18 protein-coding genes are annotated in these 18994 nt (G+C 67.5%); 15 read left to right on the plus strand and 3 right to left on the minus strand.

The window, feature by feature from the left end:
* The first annotated feature begins 113 nt into the window (after positions 1–113).
* From IT359_04860 to IT359_04920, 13 genes are all read left to right on the plus strand, one after another.
* A complete protein-coding gene (locus IT359_04860) occupies positions 114–2147 on the plus strand; it encodes a glycosyltransferase family 39 protein (GenBank protein ID MCC6928308.1) in 2034 nt (677 codons plus the stop codon).
* Between the two features lie 289 nt (positions 2148–2436).
* Positions 2437–3132, plus strand: a complete 696-nt coding sequence (locus IT359_04865; protein MCC6928309.1) for an SIMPL domain-containing protein — start codon at positions 2437–2439, stop codon at positions 3130–3132.
* Between the two features lie 558 nt (positions 3133–3690).
* Positions 3691–4485, plus strand: a complete 795-nt coding sequence (locus IT359_04870) for a ParA family protein (protein ID MCC6928310.1) — start codon at positions 3691–3693, stop codon at positions 4483–4485.
* Between the two features lie 71 nt (positions 4486–4556).
* Positions 4557–5510, plus strand: a complete 954-nt coding sequence (locus IT359_04875; GenBank protein MCC6928311.1) for a ParB/RepB/Spo0J family partition protein — start codon at positions 4557–4559, stop codon at positions 5508–5510.
* 27 nt (positions 5511–5537) lie between these two features.
* Positions 5538–5981 carry a polymer-forming cytoskeletal protein gene (locus IT359_04880; GenBank protein MCC6928312.1) on the plus strand — a complete coding sequence of 148 codons (444 nt, stop codon included), beginning with the start codon at positions 5538–5540 and terminating at the stop codon, positions 5979–5981.
* Between the two features lie 134 nt (positions 5982–6115).
* Positions 6116–7096 carry a BMP family protein gene (locus IT359_04885; GenBank protein ID MCC6928313.1) on the plus strand — a complete coding sequence of 327 codons (981 nt, stop codon included), beginning with the start codon at positions 6116–6118 and terminating at the stop codon, positions 7094–7096.
* A complete protein-coding gene (locus tag IT359_04890; GenBank protein ID MCC6928314.1) occupies positions 7093–7875 on the plus strand; it encodes a Nif3-like dinuclear metal center hexameric protein in 783 nt (260 codons plus the stop codon). The genes IT359_04885 and IT359_04890 overlap by 4 nt, the downstream gene beginning before the upstream one ends.
* A complete protein-coding gene (locus IT359_04895) occupies positions 7872–9323 on the plus strand; it encodes an ATP-binding cassette domain-containing protein (GenBank protein ID MCC6928315.1) in 1452 nt (483 codons plus the stop codon). Before IT359_04890 ends, IT359_04895 begins: the two co-directional genes overlap by 4 nt.
* A gap of 43 nt (positions 9324–9366) precedes the next feature.
* Positions 9367–10632: a hypothetical protein gene (locus IT359_04900; GenBank protein MCC6928316.1), complete on the plus strand. Its 1266-nt coding sequence runs from the start codon at positions 9367–9369 to the stop codon at positions 10630–10632.
* Positions 10633–10761: 129 nt separating this feature from the next.
* The gene (locus IT359_04905; protein MCC6928317.1) at positions 10762–11106 is read left to right on the plus strand and encodes a hypothetical protein; all 345 of its coding nucleotides are present in this window, start codon (positions 10762–10764) and stop codon (positions 11104–11106) included.
* Between the two features lies 1 nt (position 11107).
* The gene (locus IT359_04910) at positions 11108–12178 is read left to right on the plus strand and encodes an ABC transporter permease (GenBank protein ID MCC6928318.1); all 1071 of its coding nucleotides are present in this window, start codon (positions 11108–11110) and stop codon (positions 12176–12178) included.
* Positions 12175–13095: an ABC transporter permease gene (locus tag IT359_04915; GenBank protein MCC6928319.1), complete on the plus strand. Its 921-nt coding sequence runs from the start codon at positions 12175–12177 to the stop codon at positions 13093–13095. The genes IT359_04910 and IT359_04915 overlap by 4 nt, the downstream gene beginning before the upstream one ends.
* 5 nt (positions 13096–13100) lie before the next feature.
* A complete protein-coding gene (locus IT359_04920; protein MCC6928320.1) occupies positions 13101–14000 on the plus strand; it encodes a metallophosphoesterase family protein in 900 nt (299 codons plus the stop codon).
* Here the strand turns inward: IT359_04920 and IT359_04925 are convergent.
* On the minus strand, positions 13997–15034 hold the full coding sequence (locus tag IT359_04925; protein MCC6928321.1) for a hypothetical protein: 1038 nt from the start codon (positions 15032–15034) through the stop codon (positions 13997–13999). The two genes, IT359_04920 and IT359_04925, sit on opposite strands and share 4 nt — an antisense overlap.
* A gap of 89 nt (positions 15035–15123) precedes the next feature.
* On the opposite strand from IT359_04925, the gene IT359_04930 reads away from it, so the two are divergent.
* Together IT359_04930 and IT359_04935 are read left to right on the plus strand one after the other, a co-directional pair.
* A complete protein-coding gene (locus tag IT359_04930; GenBank protein ID MCC6928322.1) occupies positions 15124–16551 on the plus strand; it encodes an MFS transporter in 1428 nt (475 codons plus the stop codon).
* Positions 16552–16594: 43 nt separating this feature from the next.
* A complete protein-coding gene (locus IT359_04935) occupies positions 16595–17950 on the plus strand; it encodes a 1-acyl-sn-glycerol-3-phosphate acyltransferase (protein ID MCC6928323.1) in 1356 nt (451 codons plus the stop codon).
* 41 nt (positions 17951–17991) lie between these two features.
* Here IT359_04935 and IT359_04940 read toward each other — a convergent pair whose 3' ends face one another.
* Positions 17992–18306 (minus strand): hypothetical protein, encoded by a 315-nt coding sequence (locus tag IT359_04940; GenBank protein ID MCC6928324.1) that lies wholly within the window; start codon positions 18304–18306, stop codon positions 17992–17994.
* Between the two features lie 156 nt (positions 18307–18462).
* On the minus strand, positions 18463–18879 hold the full coding sequence (locus IT359_04945; GenBank protein ID MCC6928325.1) for a prepilin-type N-terminal cleavage/methylation domain-containing protein: 417 nt from the start codon (positions 18877–18879) through the stop codon (positions 18463–18465).
* Between the last annotated feature and the right edge of the window lie 115 nt (positions 18880–18994).

Consider the following 18994-nt stretch of genomic DNA (forward strand, 5'->3'; position numbering starts at 1 on the left):
TGATACCACGGCCGGTCTACTCTCCCGCAACGCCATACGCGCCCGCGATGCCCACGGTCAACCGCCCCCCAAACCGGGACGATACCACGTCGCACAAACTAGGAATTGCAGGCATGCGGGGCGCGGCCGTGCTCATGGCGCTGTTCGGCTTCTTCCCGTTTGCCAACTGGATCGCGGGGGGCCACCAGTTCGAGAACTACCATCAGGTCGCGATCGAGTGGCTGAACGGCTCGCTCATCGTGGTGGGCTGCGCCACGGTCCTCGCCATTCTCTCGCGGCGAACGGCGCTCTGGCGCCCTCGGCTCCCCGACGCACTGGTGCGCGCCGCCCACAACCACCCGCGGCGCACAGGGACACTTCTCTTCATCGCCTCGCTCGCCGTGTACCTCTTCGTTGCGCGCTGGGTCCTTGCCGGTCGCCCACTGCTCATCGACGAGATCGACGCCGTCTTCAACGCGGGGATCTTTCTCCAGCGCAAGCTCTGGCTCGAGCCGCCACGCTTCCCGGAGTTCACCAGCGCGCTCCACGTCATCGACTTCGGCGGCAAGTACCTCACGCACTTTCCCCCTGGAGGCCCGCTCCTGCTCGCCCCCGGCGTCGCCGCCGGGATCCCCTGGGCGGTCCATCCCATCCTCGCCGCCATCTCCACCGTCACCTTCTGGGGATTGACTCGGCGCATCGCGCCGAGCGCCGGCGTTGCCCTCGCCGCAACGTTGCTCTTCGCATTCTCGCCGTTCGTCGCCTTCCTCTCCGGCTCGTTCATGAATCACGTCCCCGTGATGACGGCGCTGATCGTGGCGATGTATGCACTCGCCAGGCAGACGGAGGACGACCGCCCGCACCCTGGATGGGCGGCGCTCGCCGGCTTCATGCTCGGCGTCCCCGCCGCGATCCGACCCATGGACGCGATCGCCTTCGCCGTACCGGCCGGCGTCTGGATGCTCTGGCGTGCGGTGCGTCAACCGTCGCGTCTTCCCGAACTCATTGCCGCCGGCATCGCGATGGCCGTCCCCCTCGGCGCAGTGCTCTGGTACAACACACAGGTCACCGGGAACGCACTCACCTTTCCCATGGAACTGCTCTGGGGAAAGAACCACGGTGTCGGCTTCCACGCATCACCGTGGGGCGCCGCGCACACGCCCGTCCGCGGTTTCGAACTCATCAACCTCTACTTCCTCCGGCTGCAGTCCGCGCTCTTTGAGCTTCCGGTTCCGTCGCTGGTCGTCCCCATCGTGGCAATGCTCGCGGCGCCTCGACTGGAGCGCTTCGATCGATACTTCCTCGCGACCTTCGCCACCGTCGTCGTCCTGTACTTCGCCTACTGGGGAGATGGTATCTACCTCGGCCCGCGCTACTTCCTGGTGCTCGTCCCCGCGTTGGTCTTGTGGAGCGCCCGTCTCCCTGTGGTGTTGCGCGCGCGCTTTCCCCATCGCGAGCTGCTGCACCGCGCCGTCGGGTTTGCCCTCATCGTCGCGATCGCCGTCGCGATGTTCATGAGCATTCCGTATCGCGCCCTCGAGTATCGCACGGGCTATCTCCCCATGCGCATCGACTACGACTCGCTCGCACAGGCGCGCGGCGTGCGAAACTCCATCGTCGTCGTGCGCGAAGGGTGGGGTTCACAACTCATCGCGCGCATGTGGGCGCTTGGGGTTCCTCGCACCGAGACCGAGTCGATCTACCGCGCCGTCGATGCCTGCGTGCTCGATGGTGCTCTCGAGCAACTGGAGCGCTCCGGGACACGCGACACAGCGGCGCTCCGGCAGCTGCAATCGCTCACCGGCGACTCGGCGCAGCTCGAAAAGGGGACGCTGACACCAGACCGAACGCTCCGTTCGCTTCCGGGACGCCCGTACGCTCAGCGATGTGTGACGCGCGTCCTCGAGGACCGCGCCGGCTTTACCCTCGCCACGGCCACGCTGGCACAACCAAAGGGGAGCAACATCTTCGTGCGAGACCTGCACGCACGCGATACGGTGCTGCTGCGTGAGCATCCTGGCCGCCCGCTCTACCTCCTCCGCCCCGAGTCGAGTGAGGCCGGTGCTCCGTTGCGCCTGGAGCTGCTCTCGCCCGACTCGCTCGCCAACGACTGGCGATCGCCCTTGCCGCTGCAACTCCCGCGACCTGCAATCGGGCTCACGCGATAGCACCGCGGGCGGGATGCGGCCTTCGGGGAGATGGGGCAGCGCGCCGGCGATCGCGCGGCGTCAGGACCAAATATCCCGTGCCGGCGTACCATGGAGTGCACGTGGGCACAATACCTCAGCGAGCGCGCGCTGCGCCACGACGGCATCGTGCGGTACGTGCCCGGCTCATCCATCGTCGGCCGGCACTTGGGTGTGCGCGGTCGATGCTATATAGTATCACAAGGAGACTAAAATGCCCGAAGGATCGTCCTCTGCGGTTGGCGCACTCGTCGCTCCGTTCCTGGCGGGAATGCTCGCGCTGACACCTGGCGTCGCTGCGTCGCAGGGTGGCGCGCCCGCGCCATCGCAGATTGTAGCCGCTGGGATTGGTGAAGCGACACTCGTTCCGGACCGTGGGGTGATCTACTTCGCGGTCGAGACGCGATCGCCGAACGCCGCGACTGCAGGAGTCGAGAATGCCCGCACGCAGACGGCCGTCATCGCCGCTATTCGAGCGCAGGGCGTGCTTGCAGAGCAGGTCACCACAGTCGGCTACTCGGTGTCGCCGAACGAGAAGTTCGAGAGCAATGGGCAGCGCAAGATTCTAGGCTACATCGCACGTAATACTGTGGTCGTGGACGTGCGGAAGCTCGAGCAGGTCGGAACGCTCATCGACGTCGCCCTTGGCGCTGGCGCGAACTCCGTCGGAGGGCTTCGCTACTACTCCACGAGGTACGAGAGCATTCGTCGTACTGCACTGGAGAACGCCGTCGCTCGCGCCAAGGCCGACGCCGAAGTGATGGCGCGCGCAGCAGGTGGTTCGATCGGTGCCCCAATCGAGATTTCAGCGAACGACGCCGGCTTCCCGCGCTCCGGTCTCCAGGAGGTTGTTGCAACGGGCGGCTACCGGACCATGGCCGCTGCAGCCGAGACCCCGGTCGTGGTGGGGGAGCAGAAGGTCACCGTTGTGGTGTCCACGCGCTGGCTCTTCGTCTCCGGACGGTAGGGAAGCCGCGCTGCGGTCATTCTTGAGCAACGGGCTCGTGCCTTGGCGCGAGCCCGTTCTCTTGCTCCCAAGTGCGAGCCAGTCTGTCACCCTCATGCGGTAGAATCTGGTGTCGTGGACAGTCTCGCTAAGTGCATGTCACGTCGCGCGCTGAAGACGCACGCCAATGAATGTCCGATAGTTTCACGTGGAACAATTCGCTTGCTGGCTTCCGTCTCCTCGCGACGCGCGGCCGTCTCGCTCGCCAGGTCGATGGTCCGATTCCACTCTCCGCGAGGCGAGAACCTCCCGCTTGTCTTGCCGCTGCGGAGTCGCAGCGAAGAGTCGCCAGTCGTTACTCGCGAGCCGCGGTAAGTCAACCGTGCGGTATGGTTTCAGTGCTTGTTCCGCGACAAGAGATACGGGGTCGCCGTCCCTCAGGTCCGTCCTCTGGTAGCGGCGTCGTGTCGCACACGGTGAGGCGGACGTTTCACGTGAAACAGCTGGCACCTTGGCAAGGGGGAGGCGATATTGCCCGCCCCACCCCCTGCTGACACCAACCCTCGGCATTTCGCTCTCGTGGCAAGAATCATCGCCGTCGCCAACCAGAAGGGAGGCGTCGGCAAGACAACCTCCGCCGTGAACCTGGCGGCCGCGCTCGCAGCCGCTGAGCAGCGAACGCTCGTCATCGACGCCGATCCTCAGGGCAATGCCACGAGCGGCCTGGGCATCGACCGCGCCGACATTCGCCGAACCACATATGACGCGCTGCTCGGCATGGCGCCCACACACGAGTGCGTTCTGCCGGGCATCCAGTTCAAGAAGCTCGACCTCATGCCCGCGACTGCCGATCTCGCCGCCGCCGAGATCGAACTCGTCGAGGTCGAACAGCGCGAGCACGCCATGCGCCGAGCGTTGCTCCAAGTGCGCGACTACTACGATTTCATCCTCATCGACTGCCCCCCGTCGCTCGGCCTCATCACCGTCAACATGCTCGCCGCCGCCGACGGTGTGCTCATCCCCCTCCAGTGCGAGTACTACGCCCTCGAGGGGCTCACCCAGCTCCTCAACACCATCCAGCTGGTTCAGCGCGCGCTCAACGAGCAGCTCGTGGTGGATGGCGTCCTGTTGACGATGTACGATGCCCGCCTCAACCTCTCACGCCAGGTTGCAACCGACGCGAGAGCATACTTCGGCGCGAAGGTCTTTGACGCAGTCATTCCACGCAACGTCCGGCTCGCGGAGGCGCCCTCGTTCGGCAAGCCCATTATCGTGTACGACGTTGGATCGGTAGGCGCAGTAGCCTATCTCAGTGCTGCGAAGGAAGTTATACAGCGTTTGGGAACATTCGTTTCTCCGGCCCCAGCTCAGTAGTCGCGGCACCAACATCACGCTCGCTCCTCCTTTTCACGCCTCGCGTTTTCCACATGGCCCTCGATGCCTCCATGACGGACAAACCTCGTCGCCTTGGTCGAGGGCTCGAAGCCCTGATCGCCGCCGCCGGCTCTCTGCCCGCATCTGTCTCGCACGCCGCGCCGGGGTCGTCCGCCGCATCCGACGCCGCAACGGCGAGCGAGCTTCCGTTTCGCTCGCTTCCCGTTGCGCAGATTCGTCCCAATCCGTTCCAGCCCCGCCGCGATTTCAAGCCGGAAGAGCTGACCGACCTGGAGAACTCCATCCGCGCCAGTGGGCTTCTCCAACCCGTCACCGTGCGGGAGCGTCCCGACGGGGGCTTCGAACTCGTCGCTGGAGAGCGTCGACTCCGCGCCGCCACCCGACTCGGTTGGTCCGAGATCCCGGCGATGGTCAAGACACTCGATGACCGCGAGATGCTCACCCTCGCCCTCATCGAAAACCTCCAGCGCTCGGACCTCAATCCCCTCGACGAGGCCCTCGGCTTCCAACGGCTCCTCGACGAGTTCGCGCTCACGCAGCAGCAGGTCGCCGACGCGGTGGGCAAGGATCGCTCGACCGTCGCCAACCTCCTGCGCGTGTTGCAGCTGCCGGATGGCATCAAGCGCCTCCTGCGTGACGGCCAGATCTCGTTGGGACATGCCCGCGCCTTGCTCGCCATGCCTAACGAGCGCCTCATGCTCGACACAGCCAGGCAGATCGTCGAGCGCGGCCTCTCCGTCCGGGAAGCCGAACGCATCGCCCAGGAGGCGCGTCCCGCCGACACACGTCCCAAGGCCGGGCACCACGCGGCCGAACGAGGACGCGACAGCCACACGGCAGAACTGCGCCGTCTCACCGAGCTCCTGCGCCGTCACCTCCAGACCGACGTGCGCATCTCGGTGGAGGGCGACGCCAAGGGTGACATCTCCATTCGATTCTACTCCGCCGACGACCTCCATCGACTCATGGAGACCATTCTCGGCCGATCGCTCGACGAAGCCTAACGATTCACCCTACGCCTGCCCTGTCCCATGGCCATCTTCAACAAACCCGCCGGCGATCGCCCGGCGACACGACTCGAATCCAGCAGCGCCGAACCGTCCATCTCCGTCATCGGCTCCGGGATGCGCGTCATCGGTGACATCGAGAGCAACGGGACCATCAAGGTCGAAGGTGTCGTGGAGGGCTCGGTGCGCGGCGCACGACAGCTCCTCCTCGGCAAGGGCGGCACCATCAATGGCGACGTGCATGCCGTCGAGGCCGTCCTTGGCGGCTCGGTCGTCGGCAACGTTCTCGCCACCGAACGGGTTGAGATCCAAGGATCATCGTCCGTCGAGGGCGACATCCTGACGAAGAGCATGGTCGTCTACGAAGGCGGGGTCATCAACGGCAGCGTCCGCATGGGCGAGCACGCCGTAAGTACCCGAGGTACCTCGACCGGAACACCAACCATGGGTTTGGTGGCCGGAGCCTGAGGCTGGGTCACCGTATCCGCGGGCAACGCGTGGCGGCTACCGAATACCCACGAGAGGAGATGGCAGTGAAGGCGACTCGGTTCTCCACACTCTTCCACATCGTCTTCAACATCGCGGTTGGCGTGGTGGTTGGCATGGCGCCCACTGCGTGCGGTGGCGCCAGGGACAAGGGCGGTCTCGACACGGCGCAGTCTGCATCCGCGATGAAGGTCGCCCTCCTCACACCCGGCCCCATTTCCGATCAATCGTGGAATGGCTCCGCATACACCGGGTTGATGCGCATTCGCGACTCGCTCGGCGCGTCGGTGTCTCACATCCAGACCAAGACACCTGCCGAGTTCGAGGAGAACTTCCGGCAGTACGGTGCGCAGGGCTACACGCTCGTCTTCGGACACGGCTTCGAGTTTCAGGACGCGGCCGCTCGCGTCGCGCCGGAGTTCCCCCGAACCATCTTCGTGACCACGTCGGGCAACACCAGCGGCCCCAACCTCGCCGGCATTCGCTTCGCTTTCGAGGAACCGTCGTTCATGGCCGGGATGCTCGCGGGAGCGCTGACGAAGACCAACGTCATCGGAGCGATTGGCGGGACCGAACTCCCACCAGTGCGTGACTCCTTCAAGGCTTTCGAAGAGGGCGCCAAGGTCGTGAACCCGAGCGTGACGTTGCTGATCTCGTATATAGGCTCGTGGGAGGATGCGAGCGCGGGAAAGGAGCAGGCACTGGCCCAGATTGCCCGAAAGGCTGACGTCCTCTTTCAGAACGCCGATGCGGCGGGACTCGGCGTCTTCCAGGCGGCACGCGAGTCGGGGAAGGCGCTCGTCTTCGGTTCCAACTCCAACCAGAACGCGGTGGCGCCCGATGTGACCGTCGCCAGCGTCGTGGTCGACGTTCCGCATGCCTTCCTCACAGTCGCCCGCGACGTCAAGGCGGGGACGTTCAAGCCACGCGTCGTCGCCATGGGTTCGACAGCCGATGCGGTTCGGCTCGAAATCAACGAGGCGCTGAAGGCAAGGATTCCAGCGTCGGCGCTCAAGGCCGTCGATTCGGTGAAGGCAGGAATCGCCGCGGGGACGATCAGGATCGAATTGGGACGCCCGTTCCCGAAGGGGTCGTGACGATGCCCACCGCCGGCCAACTCGCCAGCTGGCTCGATGACGAGTTGTCGTCGCACGGCTTTCCCGACTATCCCGGGGCGCTCAACGGACTTCAACTCGACCATGCCGGTCCGGTACGACGGATTGCCTCGGCGGTGGATTTTTCGCGTCGTACGATCGACGCGGCGATCGCGGCCGACGCCAACTTCCTCATCCTGCACCATGGGATGTTCTGGGGCGGCGCCCAACGCCTGGTCGGCACGCACTACGAGCGGCTCCAGCTTCTGATGTCGCACGACATCGCCGTGTACGCGTCGCACCTCCCACTGGACGCACACCTCGTGCATGGCAACAACGCCGCGCTTGCCCGGGCGCTTGGTCTCGAACCCACCGATCGATTCGGTGCCTACGAGGGGGTCCCCATCGGGGTCGCGGGGGAGAGTGACGTGGCGACGCAGGCGCTGCACGCGCGGGTGGAAGTCTTTGCGCGCTCGTTAGGCGGTGCGGCGCGCGCATCCGCCTGGAGCAACGAAGACCGGCGCACTGTGCGGTGGGCGGTGTTGACGGGCGCCGGCGCGGGATCGCGAGAGATTCGTGAGGCGCAACAGCGCGGCATCGATACACTCATCGTTGGCGAGGGGCCACACCACACCACGGTCGACGCCCCCGAAGCGGGGCTCGTGATCATCTACGCCGGCCACTATGCCACCGAGACGTTAGGCGTCAGGTCGCTCGCCGACACGGTGTGTGCCCGGTTCGACATTCCCGGCACCTTCCTGTACCTCCCCACCGGCTCGTGAGGCCGGCGCTCGAGCTGGAGGCGATCCACAAGCGTTTCGGCGCGGTCGAGGCACTGGCGGGCGCGACGCTTCGCGTGCGGGAAGGAACGGTGCACGCGCTCCTGGGCGAGAACGGTGCCGGCAAGACCACGCTGATGCGCGCCGCGTACGGGATGCTGCGCCCCGATGCCGGGATGCTGCGCATCTTTGGGGATGCAACGCCACTGCGCTCCAGCGCCGATGCGATTGCCCGCGGCGTGGGCATGGTGCACCAGCACTTCACGCTCGTCCCCGCCATGACGGTTGCGGAGAACGTCGCGTTAGGCATGCGCGGGCGATTCGACCCGGGGCAGGCCGCCCAACGCGTTCGCGTCCTTGGGCAGCGCACGGGACTCGTCCTGGATCCTGCCGCCAAGGTGGCCGAACTCCCGGTGAGCGCGCAGCAACGCCTCGAGATCGTGAAGGCGCTGGCGCGCGAGGCGCGGCTCCTCGTTCTCGACGAACCAACCGCCGTCCTCGCCCCAGCGGAGGCCGAGGCCCTCATGCGCTGGGTGCGACGCTTTCGCGACGAGGGAAAGACGGTCGTTCTCATCACCCACAAGCTGCGCGAAGCGCTGGCCATCGCCGACGACGTCACCGTTCTCCGCCGGGGCGCCACGGTGCTGACTGGTGCCGCGGCGGCGCTCGACGAACGGGCGCTTGTCGCCGCCCTGGTTGGAGCGGAGGGCGTCGATCCGAGCCCAGGCGGCGAGATTGTGTCACGCGCCGTGCCGGCGTCGGAGCCAATCGTCGTTGCCACGATGCGGCAGGTGCGCGTGCTGAACGAGCGCGGAAAGGAGGCACTTCGCGATGCGTCTCTCGACGTGCGACGTGGCGAGATCGTCGGCGTCGCCGCAGTCGAGGGGGCAGGGCAGCACGAGTTCCTGCGAGTGTTGGCAGGGCGAATGACTCCATCGAGCGGGACGGTGGCCCTTCCCGAGCGCCTCGCCTTCATCCCCGAGGACCGTCACCGGGACGCCATGGTGCTGGACATGACATTGGTAGAGAACCTGGCGTTGCGCGGCTTGTCGGAGCGACGGGGAGTGATCGGTTGGCCCGCTCTTGGTGTCGAGTGCGACCGACTACTGAGCGACTACGACGTGCGTGCCACGAGCGGCGAGCTACTGGGACGCGAGCTTTCAGGGGGAAACCAGCAGAAGTTCATTCTGGGTCGCGAGCTCTCGGACGCCCCTCAACTGGTGGTCGCCGAGAATCCCACGAGAGGGTTGGACATCCGTGCGACGGCAGCAGTACAAGAGCAGTTACGGAACGCTCGTGCGACAGGATGTGCCGTCGTGATGTACTCGAGCGACCTCGATGAGGTGCTCGCACTCGCCGATCGAATCGTCGTGATTCACGCTGGTCGCGTCCGAACGCTCGAGGCGCCAACGCGCGAGGACGTCGCCAGGGCGATGCTCGGCGCCTCGTGACGCCATCCCGCCCATCCGCCTGAGCACCCGACCGCGACAATCCGTGAGCGCCCGCTCGCCCTCCCCGGCGCACTCATCACCGAGAGTTACCGCTCAGATCGCGCTCCTCCTCGCGGCGGTGGTCCTCGGAATGTCACCCTGGTTCAGCGCCACGGTGGTCGCGCGGGCAATGGTTGGCGAATGGACGGCCTCGGCAGCGGGCCCCACCGGTGTCGGCGCCGGCGCCGCTGGAATCTGGCTGACCCTCGGCGTTCAAGTTGGTTTCGTCGCCGGATCCGTTTTGAGCGCCGCTACCCTGTTGGCCGATCGTCTTCGCCCGGCGCGCCTAGCGGGCTGGTGCTCGCTTGTCGCGGCGGTGGCGACCGCCGCGCTCGCGCTGCCTGGGGTGCGATACGAGGGTGCCGTACTCCTCCGGGTGGTGGTCGGCGCTTCACTATCCGGTGTCTACCCGCCCGGGATCAAGCTCGCGGCGGGTTGGACGAACACCCGGCGCGGGACGGCAATCGGTGCCCTCGTAGGCGGGACGACCCTTGGCTCGGCGATGCCGCACCTGCTGGCGGTCGCCGTGCCCGCAAGCGCTTGGCGTAGCTTGGTAGTATTGGCGTCTGCCTGTGCCGTTGGCGGCGCATTGCTGTTTCTCTTCTTCGTTCGCGAAGGACCGTTCCAGTCTCCCTCCGCGCCTTTCGATCCTCGCGCCATTGGTGAGGTTTTCCGGAGCCGAGGCGCTCGCCTGGCGACGTTGGGCTACCTCGGTCACATGTGGGAGCTCTATGCCATGTGGAGCGCGATCGGACCCTTCTGGCAGGCGGCGGCAGTGCTCTACGCCCTCGGCTCGTGGGCGCCCCCGGTCATTGCCTTTGCGTCCATCAGTGCCGGCGCCATCGGGTCTGTCATCGCGGGACGTCTCGCCGACGCGGTGGACAGAAGCACCATCACGATCGTCGCCATGGCGATCAGCGCGACGTGCGCGGTTGTGATCGGCCCTTCGCTCGGCGCGCCCATGTTGATCCCGATCCTCATCTCGATCGTGTGGGGCGCTGCCGTTGTCGCCGACTCGGCGCAGTTCTCTGCCGCCGTCACCGAGTTCTCTCCGGCGCGCTACGTGGGGACGGCCGTGACAGTACAGACCGCGACAGGATTCCTCCTGACCATGGTCACCATCCGGCTCGTCCCCATGTGGGCGCAGTCGTGGGGGTGGGAGCGTGCGTTCCTGCCACTCGCCCTCGGACCGATTCTTGGCATCGTGGCGATGGCAAGGTTGCGCCCTCTCGAGCGGCAGGCGAGGAAGGCGGGCGGGCGTGGCGTGTAGTGAGACGTCCCCTTGGCTCGTCTACATGTCATACGAGTAATTTCCAGCGCCATGTCCGTGCCGACGCCTCATTCACTACCATCGGTCGCGCACCCCAGCAAACGGGGAGCGCGCCGCATCAGGCCATGGATGATCCTCGTCGGGGTGAGCATCGGCTGGAAGGTGCTGGTCCTCACCCTTGGCGCTGCGGTGCCACGCTGGGTCATTGGCGACGGCCTGGACCTGGTCCCTGCCGGCTCGCGCGATTTTGCGCAGCAGGCCAAGGTGACCGCGCTCTCGCTGTGGGACCATCCCCTCGAGCGCCTCGGCCTCGTGCAGGCGCTGCGCGTGATGCGCGTCGACAGTACCGCCAGATGCAACGGCGGCGCGGCGACGGTTCGTGCCTACACGTACTTTGCCATTCCATACTCCGAGGCACGCACGGTGTGTGACACCGGCGTCGTCGAGTACCGCATCTTCCGGCGCCGCCCGTAGCATGGCCGTCGCGACCCCGCGGCGCCTGCCGGCAATGGCCGGCACCATCGTCCTTGCCGCCGGGCTCGCCGCCGCCATCGTGGCGTTGCTTGCCATCGCCATTGCGGCTGGCGGCTTTGACGTACGGGCGGCGTTGTCCGCCCTCGTACGCGGTGCGGCCGGGAGTTCGTACGCGATCTTCTCGGCATCACTGGTGCGCGCCACTCCACTCATCCTCACAGGGCTGGCCGTTGCCATCGCCTTCCACGGTGGCATCCTGAACATCGGCGCCGAGGGGCAGCTACTGGCAGGAGCCGCCGCAGCAACCACGGTGGCGCTGGGAACCAGCCATGTTTTCGGCGCTGCCACGCTGCCCGTCGCGCTGGCAGCGGCTGCCGTGGCGGGGGCCGCGTGGGCGGCCATCCCGGCGTGGCTCAGGCGCCGATTCGGCGTGCTCGAGGTCATCAGCACGATCATGATGAACTTCGTCGCGCTCAACACCGTGGGCTATCTCGTCCGTGGCCCGTTGCAGGAGCCGACGCGCATCTACCCGCAGTCGTCGTCCTTACCGGCGTGGGCGCAGCTCCCGATGCTCATCCCCGGCACGCGCCTCCACGTGGGCTTCGCGCTGGCCATCGTCGCGGCGCTCGCGAGCTGGTACGTCATATCCAACACCGCGGCTGGGTTCCGGCTTCGTGTCGTTGGGGCCAACGCGCACGCGGCCGCCAGCGCCGGGCGTGTCGACGTTCCGTCCGTTCGCTTTCGCGCCTTCCTGGTGAGCGGTGCATTGGCCGGGCTCGCGGGGGGCGTGGAGCTGACCGGGGTCACGTACGCCCTCTACGAGAACATTTCGCCGGGATACGGCTACACCGCGATTGCCGTGGCCCTGCTCGCCGGGCTGCATCCGGGGCTCGTCGTGGCAAGCGGCGCCTTCCTTGGTGCGCTCGAAGCGGGTGCGGCGGCCATGCAGCGCGAGGCCGGGGTGCCGCTCGTCCTGGTCAGCGTCGTGGAGGCGCTCATCATCCTGGCCATCGTTGGGGCACGCGCCGCGCTCGCGCGTCGCGCCACGCGTCCCGCCGAGGTAGGCGCATGAGCGACTCGCTCGCGCCGTTCCTCGAGGCGACCGTGCGCACCGCAACGCCCCTCGCGCTCGCCGCCCTGGGCGAGGCGATCTCCGAGCGCGCCGGCGTGATCAACGTGGGGCTGGAGGGGGTCATCATCGCCGGCTGCTTTGGTGCCGTGTTGGGCGCCAGCACGGGGAGTGTCAGCGCCGGCGTTGCGGGAGGAGTCGCCGCCGGCATGCTCGTCTCACTCGTCTTCGCTGCCTTCGTGGCGTGGCTGCGCACGGACCAGATCATCACCGGCACCGCGCTCACGTTAGGCGCCCTGGGACTCACGGGGACGCTGTATCGCGCCGTCTTCGGGACCACAGGCGCCGCGTTGACCATCCCCACCATGCGCCCCCTGGCGATTCCCGGTCTCTCCCGTATCCCCGTGGTAGGCGAGGCGCTCTTTCAGCAGGCGCCCGTCACGTACGCGCTGTACGCATTGGTGGCGGGCGTCTGGTGGTTCCTGTATCGCACGCACGCTGGACTGGCGGTGCGCGCCGTGGGCGAGCACTCCGACGCAGCGGAGGCCGCCGGCATTCGACCGGCCCGCGTACAGGGGCTGGCGGTGCTGGCCGCCGGCGCGTTAGGCGGACTGGCCGGCGCATCGCTGGTGCTGGCGCAGGTCGGGACGTTCACCGAGGGGATGTCGGCCGGTCGCGGCTTCATCGCCATTGCGATCGTCGCGCTCGGTCGCTGGCGCCCGGTTGGCGTGGCACTCGCCGCACTCCTCTTCGGGGCGGCGACGGCGCTGCAGTTTCTCTTCCAGTCGACCGGGAGCCAGCTGCCGTACCAGCTCTTCCTCGCGTTCCCGTACGTCCTCACGCTGGTGGTGCTCGCGGCCGGGACATCGCGCGCTCGGGCACCCGCGGCGCTGGGACGGCGCGAGCTGCGCGTATTCTGACAGCGATGTTCGCGTTGGTTGCCGTCCTCTCGGTCGTCGCCGCGCTCGTCGTGGCGGGCGTTGCCTATCATGCGATCGTCGTGGCGCCGGGCGACCTGCGCCTGGTATTCAGGGAGTTCACCATCGACGCTCTCGCGCCATCGTTCGACGGGTATCGCATCGCCATACTCAGCGACTTCCACCACGGTCCGCAGCAGCCGCGGGCGCGCGCCGCGCGTGCGGTCGCATTCGCCAACTCACAGTCGCCCGACCTCGTGGCACTGCTTGGCGACTACGGCACGTCCGAGGGATTCCTGCGCTCGTGGTGGCGTCGATCGTACCTGCGCATGCATGCCGAGCTGTCACCGGTCCTCACGGGGCTGCGCGCACGCGACGGCATCGTGGCGGTGATCGGCAACCATGACCACTATGGCGGCGCCGATGAGACGGAGCGCTGGCTCGACTCGCTCGGCATTCGCGTCCTGCGTGACGCGCGCGCCGAGCTGCGCCACGACGACGGTGCGTTGCACCTGGTGGGGATCCACGACTTCTGGGAGGGGGATGTCACCGACGCGTCCGTTGCCGCGCTCGTGGACAGCGACACGCCTACCATCGTCCTCTCCCATCACCCGGACGCGCTGCCGCACTGCGCGCACCCCGGTGTGGCGCTCGTGCTGTCCGGGCACACGCATGGCGGACAGGTGGTGCTGCCGTTCATCGGGGCACCCGTTACCCGATCGGTGATCTGCACGCGTCATCATGCGTCGGGATGGATCCCCAATCCCTGGGTACCGATGCTCGTGTCGAGCGGCGTCGGCGCCCAGATCCCGCTGCGCTTCGGCACCCGGCCAGAAGTCGTGATCCTCACGCTGCGCGCGGGGCAGGGCGCCGCCGCCGGAAAACCCCGCGACGCGTCGTCCGCCTAACAGCCCACGTACGGGCTGGTCCAGCGCAGGCGCCAGCGGCGCGAGCCGGTACGCTCGAGGAGCGCGTACACCACCCCGTCACCCACGTAGCGCGCCAGCAGGACCACGGCATCGCGCGTGGGTGCATAACGCCCGATGGCGAGCAACTCGCTCGATTCGAGGACCTCCTCTCCGCCAGCGGCACGCTCGCTGTATGAGACGTCCCAGCGCCCACGGCTCAGGGAGTCGCGTTCCGCCACCACGAGGAGGTGCTCCTGCGTGGGATTCGCTTCCTGGTTGAGCGTGCGCAGGACCTCGGCGACCAACCCTTCCACCCCGGGTGCGAGGGCGAAGCGATAGGCGCGCCGCACCTGGTAGGGAATGCCACGCAGCGACGAGACCGTGTCGTTAGGCAGCCCGGAGGCCAGACGCGCCACCTCCATGGCCAGGCGCGACGAGTCCGCGGATGGGAGCGCCGCAATGGAATCGTAGGCGATGGGAATCAAGCGCCCGTGCTGGAAGCCGACGACCCAGGAGCGTGACGCGGTGTCGGCACCAACGTCCGACAGCTGCACCAGCGGCCAGCTCGAGCACTCCTCCGGTGCGTCGGGCGGGACGATGCTCGTCACCGTCACCTGGCCCACGATGCGCCCGTTGGCCAGCAAGTCGAAGGCGCCGCCCCGGTACGGCTGGGGATCGAGTCGCGTCGACTCCACCTCGGCGTCGCTGGCGAGTGCCGGGAAGATGACGGCCGCCGTGGTTGCATTGGGGCCTGTCGTGAGGAAGACGGCCCCTCCCGCCGAGTCCCACGGCGCGTCGACTACCGGTGGCGGAGTGACACCCGCCTGAGGTGGCGGGGGGGGCACGGTCGCCGTATCGTTGCCCGGCGCCGGCACCGGCTTGTCGCACGCAGCGACCAGCAGGAGCAACGACAGGAACAACGCGGGGAGCAACGACAGCGCACCAACAACCGCACCGCCCCCCGCACCGCCGGCCGCACGACGCGCCGTCGGACGTTGTCCCGGTATCACGCTCCGCACCACGCGACGCAGCATGCAACCAAATCTGTGCGGTGCCGGAAGCGCGTCAACCAAGTACGTCCGGAATTGCAGGCGCGCACCAGGATTGCCACCCCCCTCACGCCATGACGCCTGACGACAACACGGTCGCCGCGCCCGCCAGTCCGGCGCCCGCCACTTCGCCCCCCCCGTCCCGGCGTTCGTGGCTCGCCAAGGTCGGGCTCGATCGCCCGGACCTGCGTGCCTGGGCCATGTACGACTGGGCCGTGTCGTCGTTCCAGACCACCATCCAGGTGGCGGTCTTCCAGATCTACTTCGTGAGCGTTGCCGCGGCAGACCTTCCGGGGAGTCGCGGGACACAGGCCTGGGCGAACGCCAACACCATTGCCTCTATCCTGGTCGCCATCGTGTCGCCGGTGCTTGGCGCGATCTCGGACGTGGCGGCGGCCAAGAAGCGCATGCTGGCGATCTTCATGCTGCTCGGCGTTGCGGCATGCGGCGGGATGTACTTCATCCAGCGCGGCGACTACGTGCTCGCGTCCACGCTCTACATCCTCGCAACCGTCGGGGCCACGGCGAGCGTGGTCTTCTACGAGGCGCTCCTCCCGCACCTGAGCCGCCCCGAGGAGATGGACCGCGTGTCGAGCGCCGGCTACGCGTTAGGCTATGTGGGGGGCGGCGTCCTGCTCGCGCTCAACCTTGCCTGGATCCTGGCCCCGCAGGCCTTCGACCTCCCGCACGGCGACGCTGCCTCGCCGGAGCAAAAGACGCTGCCGGCGCGCCTCGCCTTCGTCTCCGTGGCGGTGTGGTGGTTCGTCTTCTCGTTGCCCATTCTGCGCCGTGTGCGCGAGCCGGCGCGCACCATGGAGCCCGATGAGGCCAGCACGGGGATCAACCTCTTCGTCACGCCATTCCGCCGCATGGGGGAAACGGTGCGCGAGCTGCGCACCTTCAAACACGCTTTCCTGATGTTGCTGGCCTTCCTGGTCTACAACGACGGGATCCAGACCATCATTCGCATGGCCACTGCGTACGGCACGGAGTTGGGGATTCCGTCCAGCGCGCTCACGATTGCCATCCTCATCGTGCAGTTCGTGGGCATCCCGTTCGCCTTCCTCTTCGGGATGCTCGCGGATCGCATCGGCGCCAAGCAATCGGTCTTCCTGGGATTGCTGGCCTACGCGGCCATCAGCGTCACCGGCTATTACATGAAGACCGCGCGCGACTTCTACATGCTCGCCTTCCTGGTGGGGATGGTGCAGGGTGGCACGCAGGCGCTGTCACGGTCGCTGTTCGCGTCGCTGATTCCGGCGCACAAGTCGGGGGAGTTCTTCGGCTTCTACTCCGTGTTCGAGAAGTTCTCGTCCATCTTTGGCCCGCTCCTCTTCTCGATCACCATCGCCATGACCGGGAGCAGCCGCAACGCGATACTGGGCGTCATCATCTTCTTTGCCGTGGGCGCGGCCATCCTCGCCCGCGTCAACGTGGCCGAGGGGCGCCAGATGGCGCGCGACGCCGAGCGCGACCTCGTGCGCGTGAACGGCGCCGGCTGAGGATGCGCCCATCGCCGCCTAACGACACCGACCGAACGAGCGGATGCTCTATCGCTTCCTGAGCGCGCTGGCGTCGATCGCGGTTCGCTGGTACTACCGGCGCATCGAGGTGAACGGGATCGAGCGCATTCCCCCCACGGGGGCGGCGATCGTCGCCGCCAACCACTGGAACGCGCTCGTCGACGCCCTTCTGCTCGGCACGGCCCTCGCACGCCCCGTGCGCCTGACGGCCAAGGCCACGCTCCTCGAGCACCCGATCACGCGCCTCCTGGTGCGCGCCGTGGGGGTCATTCCCCTCCGACGGATGAGCGACGAGCGCCCGCGCGGCGACGGCATGGTGGTCGAGGGGCGCAACGCCGAGTCGTTCGCCGCCATCCTCGACGCGCTCGCCGCCGGCGAAGTCGTCCTCATCTTCCCCGAGGGGAAGAGTCACAGCGACCCCGAACTCGCCCCGCTCAAGACCGGGTGCGCACGCCTCGCACTCCTCGCCCGTTCGGAGCGCGGACTCCCCCCCGTCCCCATCATCCCGGTGGGACTCACCTTCGAGCGAAAGGGCGCGCCGAGAACGCGCGTGGCAATCCAGGTCGGCGTCCCGATTCGATCCGACGACCTCACCGCCCCCTCACCGCAGGCCGTCGCGACGCTCACCGCGCGCCTCGACGAGGGGCTCCGGCGCGTGACGCTCAACTTTCCCGATCACGACGCCGCCGGACAGGTGCTCGAAGTCTCGGCGCTGCTCAACCAGCTGCTCGATCGCGTGCGACCGCTCCACGCACCGGATGCCCCACTCGCCGATGCAATGCGCATCGCCAAGCGGCTCGAGGCGGCGCGTCAGCTCCTGCCGGCCGCACCCGGTGAGACGGTGGCGCAAGCCGATGCGTTCCTCACACGCCTGGACGCCTTTCGCGCACGCATGCGCACCGCCCGGATCCCGATCAACGACCTGTGGCTCTCGATGTCGCTCGTCGCCGGCAGCTGGTTCGCCGTGCGCGAGGGGGCGATCGCCCTGGTTGCGGCGCCGCTGGCACTCTGGGGACGCATCAACCACTGGATTCCCATCACGCTCGCCCGCTGGCTCGGCAACGCCTCGTCGAAGAACCCGGACGAGCCGGCAATGCATACGCTGGTGGCAGGGCTGTTTCTGGTCGTGGCCTTCTACCTGGCGGTCGCGCTCTTCATCGGATCCCATCACGGCATCTGGTGGGCGCTCGCATATCTGTTCTCGCTCCCGCCCTCCGCATCACTCGATTTCTGGCTGAGCGATCGGTTGCGTCGCGCGCGGCGACGGGCACGAGCCTTCGTGACCTTGCGCCTCGATCCCCAGCTCAGGGGAGAGCTGCGGCGCGAAGCCAGCGACCTGCGTGCCGAGGCTCGTCGTCTGGATGCCGCGTTGCGATAGTCCGCGGTGTGGCATGGGTGACGCGGGGCGCTGAGAACGAACTACTCGTCGGCTGACGGCGGAGGCGGGAGAAAGCGCCCCACGAGATCCCAGTGCCAGGCCTCGCGCCGCTCCGTCGTGCGCGGATCCTTGAGCGGCTTGAATTGCAGCCGCTCGGCTGGAAGCCCGACGGCGCGGCCATAGGCGAGGAGCAGGGCGCGATCCGTGGAGACGAGATGGGCCATTGCTCGCCCCTTCCACACGTGACGATGCAGCCACAGCCCGCCGTTCATCGCGTGGATCATCCCGTCGCGCCGGAACTCGAACTCGACGTACACGAGCGCCATCGCACCGAACACGACGCGGACGTGCTGCATGGCGCCGCGGACGGTCTCGCCCCCTTCAAGTGGCGGCGGAGCGGGAGCGTCGGAATGGGGGTCTGCGGACGACATCGACGCCAACGATAACCAGAACGCCGGCCCCTCCCAACAGGAGGCGACCGGCGTTCGGGTGCAGCGACGTCGAGCGGGACGTTACTGGCAGTTGATCACGCCCTCGATGGTTGCGGGCGTGTAGGCGGGGACGCCTCCCATGAAGAGCGCGCACTCGATGGGAAAGGCCTGCGGGTGCGTGACCTTGGCCGACCATCCGCCGGCGGTCACCGTACCGAACGTGAACGTCACACCGGGCGAGGGGAGGATGTTCAGCGCCACCAGGCTGGAGGTATAGGTCCCGTTCTGGTAGAAGTAGGCCTCTTCGGCCGTCGCGAGGTTGCGAAGGTCCGACTTGAGCGCGGCGAGGTTCGCCTTCCCTTTCGTGTTCTGGAACTTGGGGATGGCGATCGCGGCAAGCACCCCGATAATCACGACGACAATCAGGAGCTCGATGAGCGTGAAGCCTCGACGAGGGCGACGTCGCGCGAGGGCGGACAAGGAGTTGGTATGGCGCATAGGGCGCACCTGAATCGTCGAACGGGCGTGCGGGCTGGCGAACGAGCCGCAGACTGGGCCCCCGGGCGGGGGAGGACTGGCCGCTGAGAGGGCAATGCCGGGGCCGTCTCGATTT

The organism is Gemmatimonadaceae bacterium, from assembly GCA_020852815.1.
In the GTDB taxonomy this organism is placed as follows: domain Bacteria; phylum Gemmatimonadota; class Gemmatimonadetes; order Gemmatimonadales; family Gemmatimonadaceae; genus SCN-70-22.

Excerpts from the sequence above, each read along its gene's own strand:
- IT359_04930 (MCC6928322.1), top strand. The coding sequence starts at position 15,124 with ATGACGCCTGACGACAACACGGTCGCCGCGCCCGCCAGTCCGGCGCCC.
- IT359_04875 (MCC6928311.1), top strand. The coding sequence starts at position 4,557 with ATGACGGACAAACCTCGTCGCCTTGGTCGAGGGCTCGAAGCCCTGATC.
- IT359_04910 (MCC6928318.1), top strand. The coding sequence starts at position 11,108 with ATGGCCGTCGCGACCCCGCGGCGCCTGCCGGCAATGGCCGGCACCATC.
- IT359_04860 (MCC6928308.1), top strand. The coding sequence starts at position 114 with ATGCGGGGCGCGGCCGTGCTCATGGCGCTGTTCGGCTTCTTCCCGTTT.
- IT359_04935 (MCC6928323.1), top strand. The coding sequence starts at position 16,595 with ATGCTCTATCGCTTCCTGAGCGCGCTGGCGTCGATCGCGGTTCGCTGG.
- IT359_04940 (MCC6928324.1), bottom strand. The coding sequence starts at position 18,306 with ATGCAGCACGTCCGCGTCGTGTTCGGTGCGATGGCGCTCGTGTACGTC.
- IT359_04925 (MCC6928321.1), bottom strand. The coding sequence starts at position 15,034 with ATGCTGCGTCGCGTGGTGCGGAGCGTGATACCGGGACAACGTCCGACG.
- IT359_04945 (MCC6928325.1), bottom strand. The coding sequence starts at position 18,879 with ATGCGCCATACCAACTCCTTGTCCGCCCTCGCGCGACGTCGCCCTCGT.
- IT359_04865 (MCC6928309.1), top strand. The coding sequence starts at position 2,437 with ATGCTCGCGCTGACACCTGGCGTCGCTGCGTCGCAGGGTGGCGCGCCC.
- IT359_04915 (MCC6928319.1), top strand. The coding sequence starts at position 12,175 with ATGAGCGACTCGCTCGCGCCGTTCCTCGAGGCGACCGTGCGCACCGCA.
- IT359_04920 (MCC6928320.1), top strand. The coding sequence starts at position 13,101 with ATGTTCGCGTTGGTTGCCGTCCTCTCGGTCGTCGCCGCGCTCGTCGTG.
- IT359_04880 (MCC6928312.1), top strand. The coding sequence starts at position 5,538 with ATGGCCATCTTCAACAAACCCGCCGGCGATCGCCCGGCGACACGACTC.
- IT359_04885 (MCC6928313.1), top strand. The coding sequence starts at position 6,116 with ATGGCGCCCACTGCGTGCGGTGGCGCCAGGGACAAGGGCGGTCTCGAC.
- IT359_04905 (MCC6928317.1), top strand. The coding sequence starts at position 10,762 with ATGATCCTCGTCGGGGTGAGCATCGGCTGGAAGGTGCTGGTCCTCACC.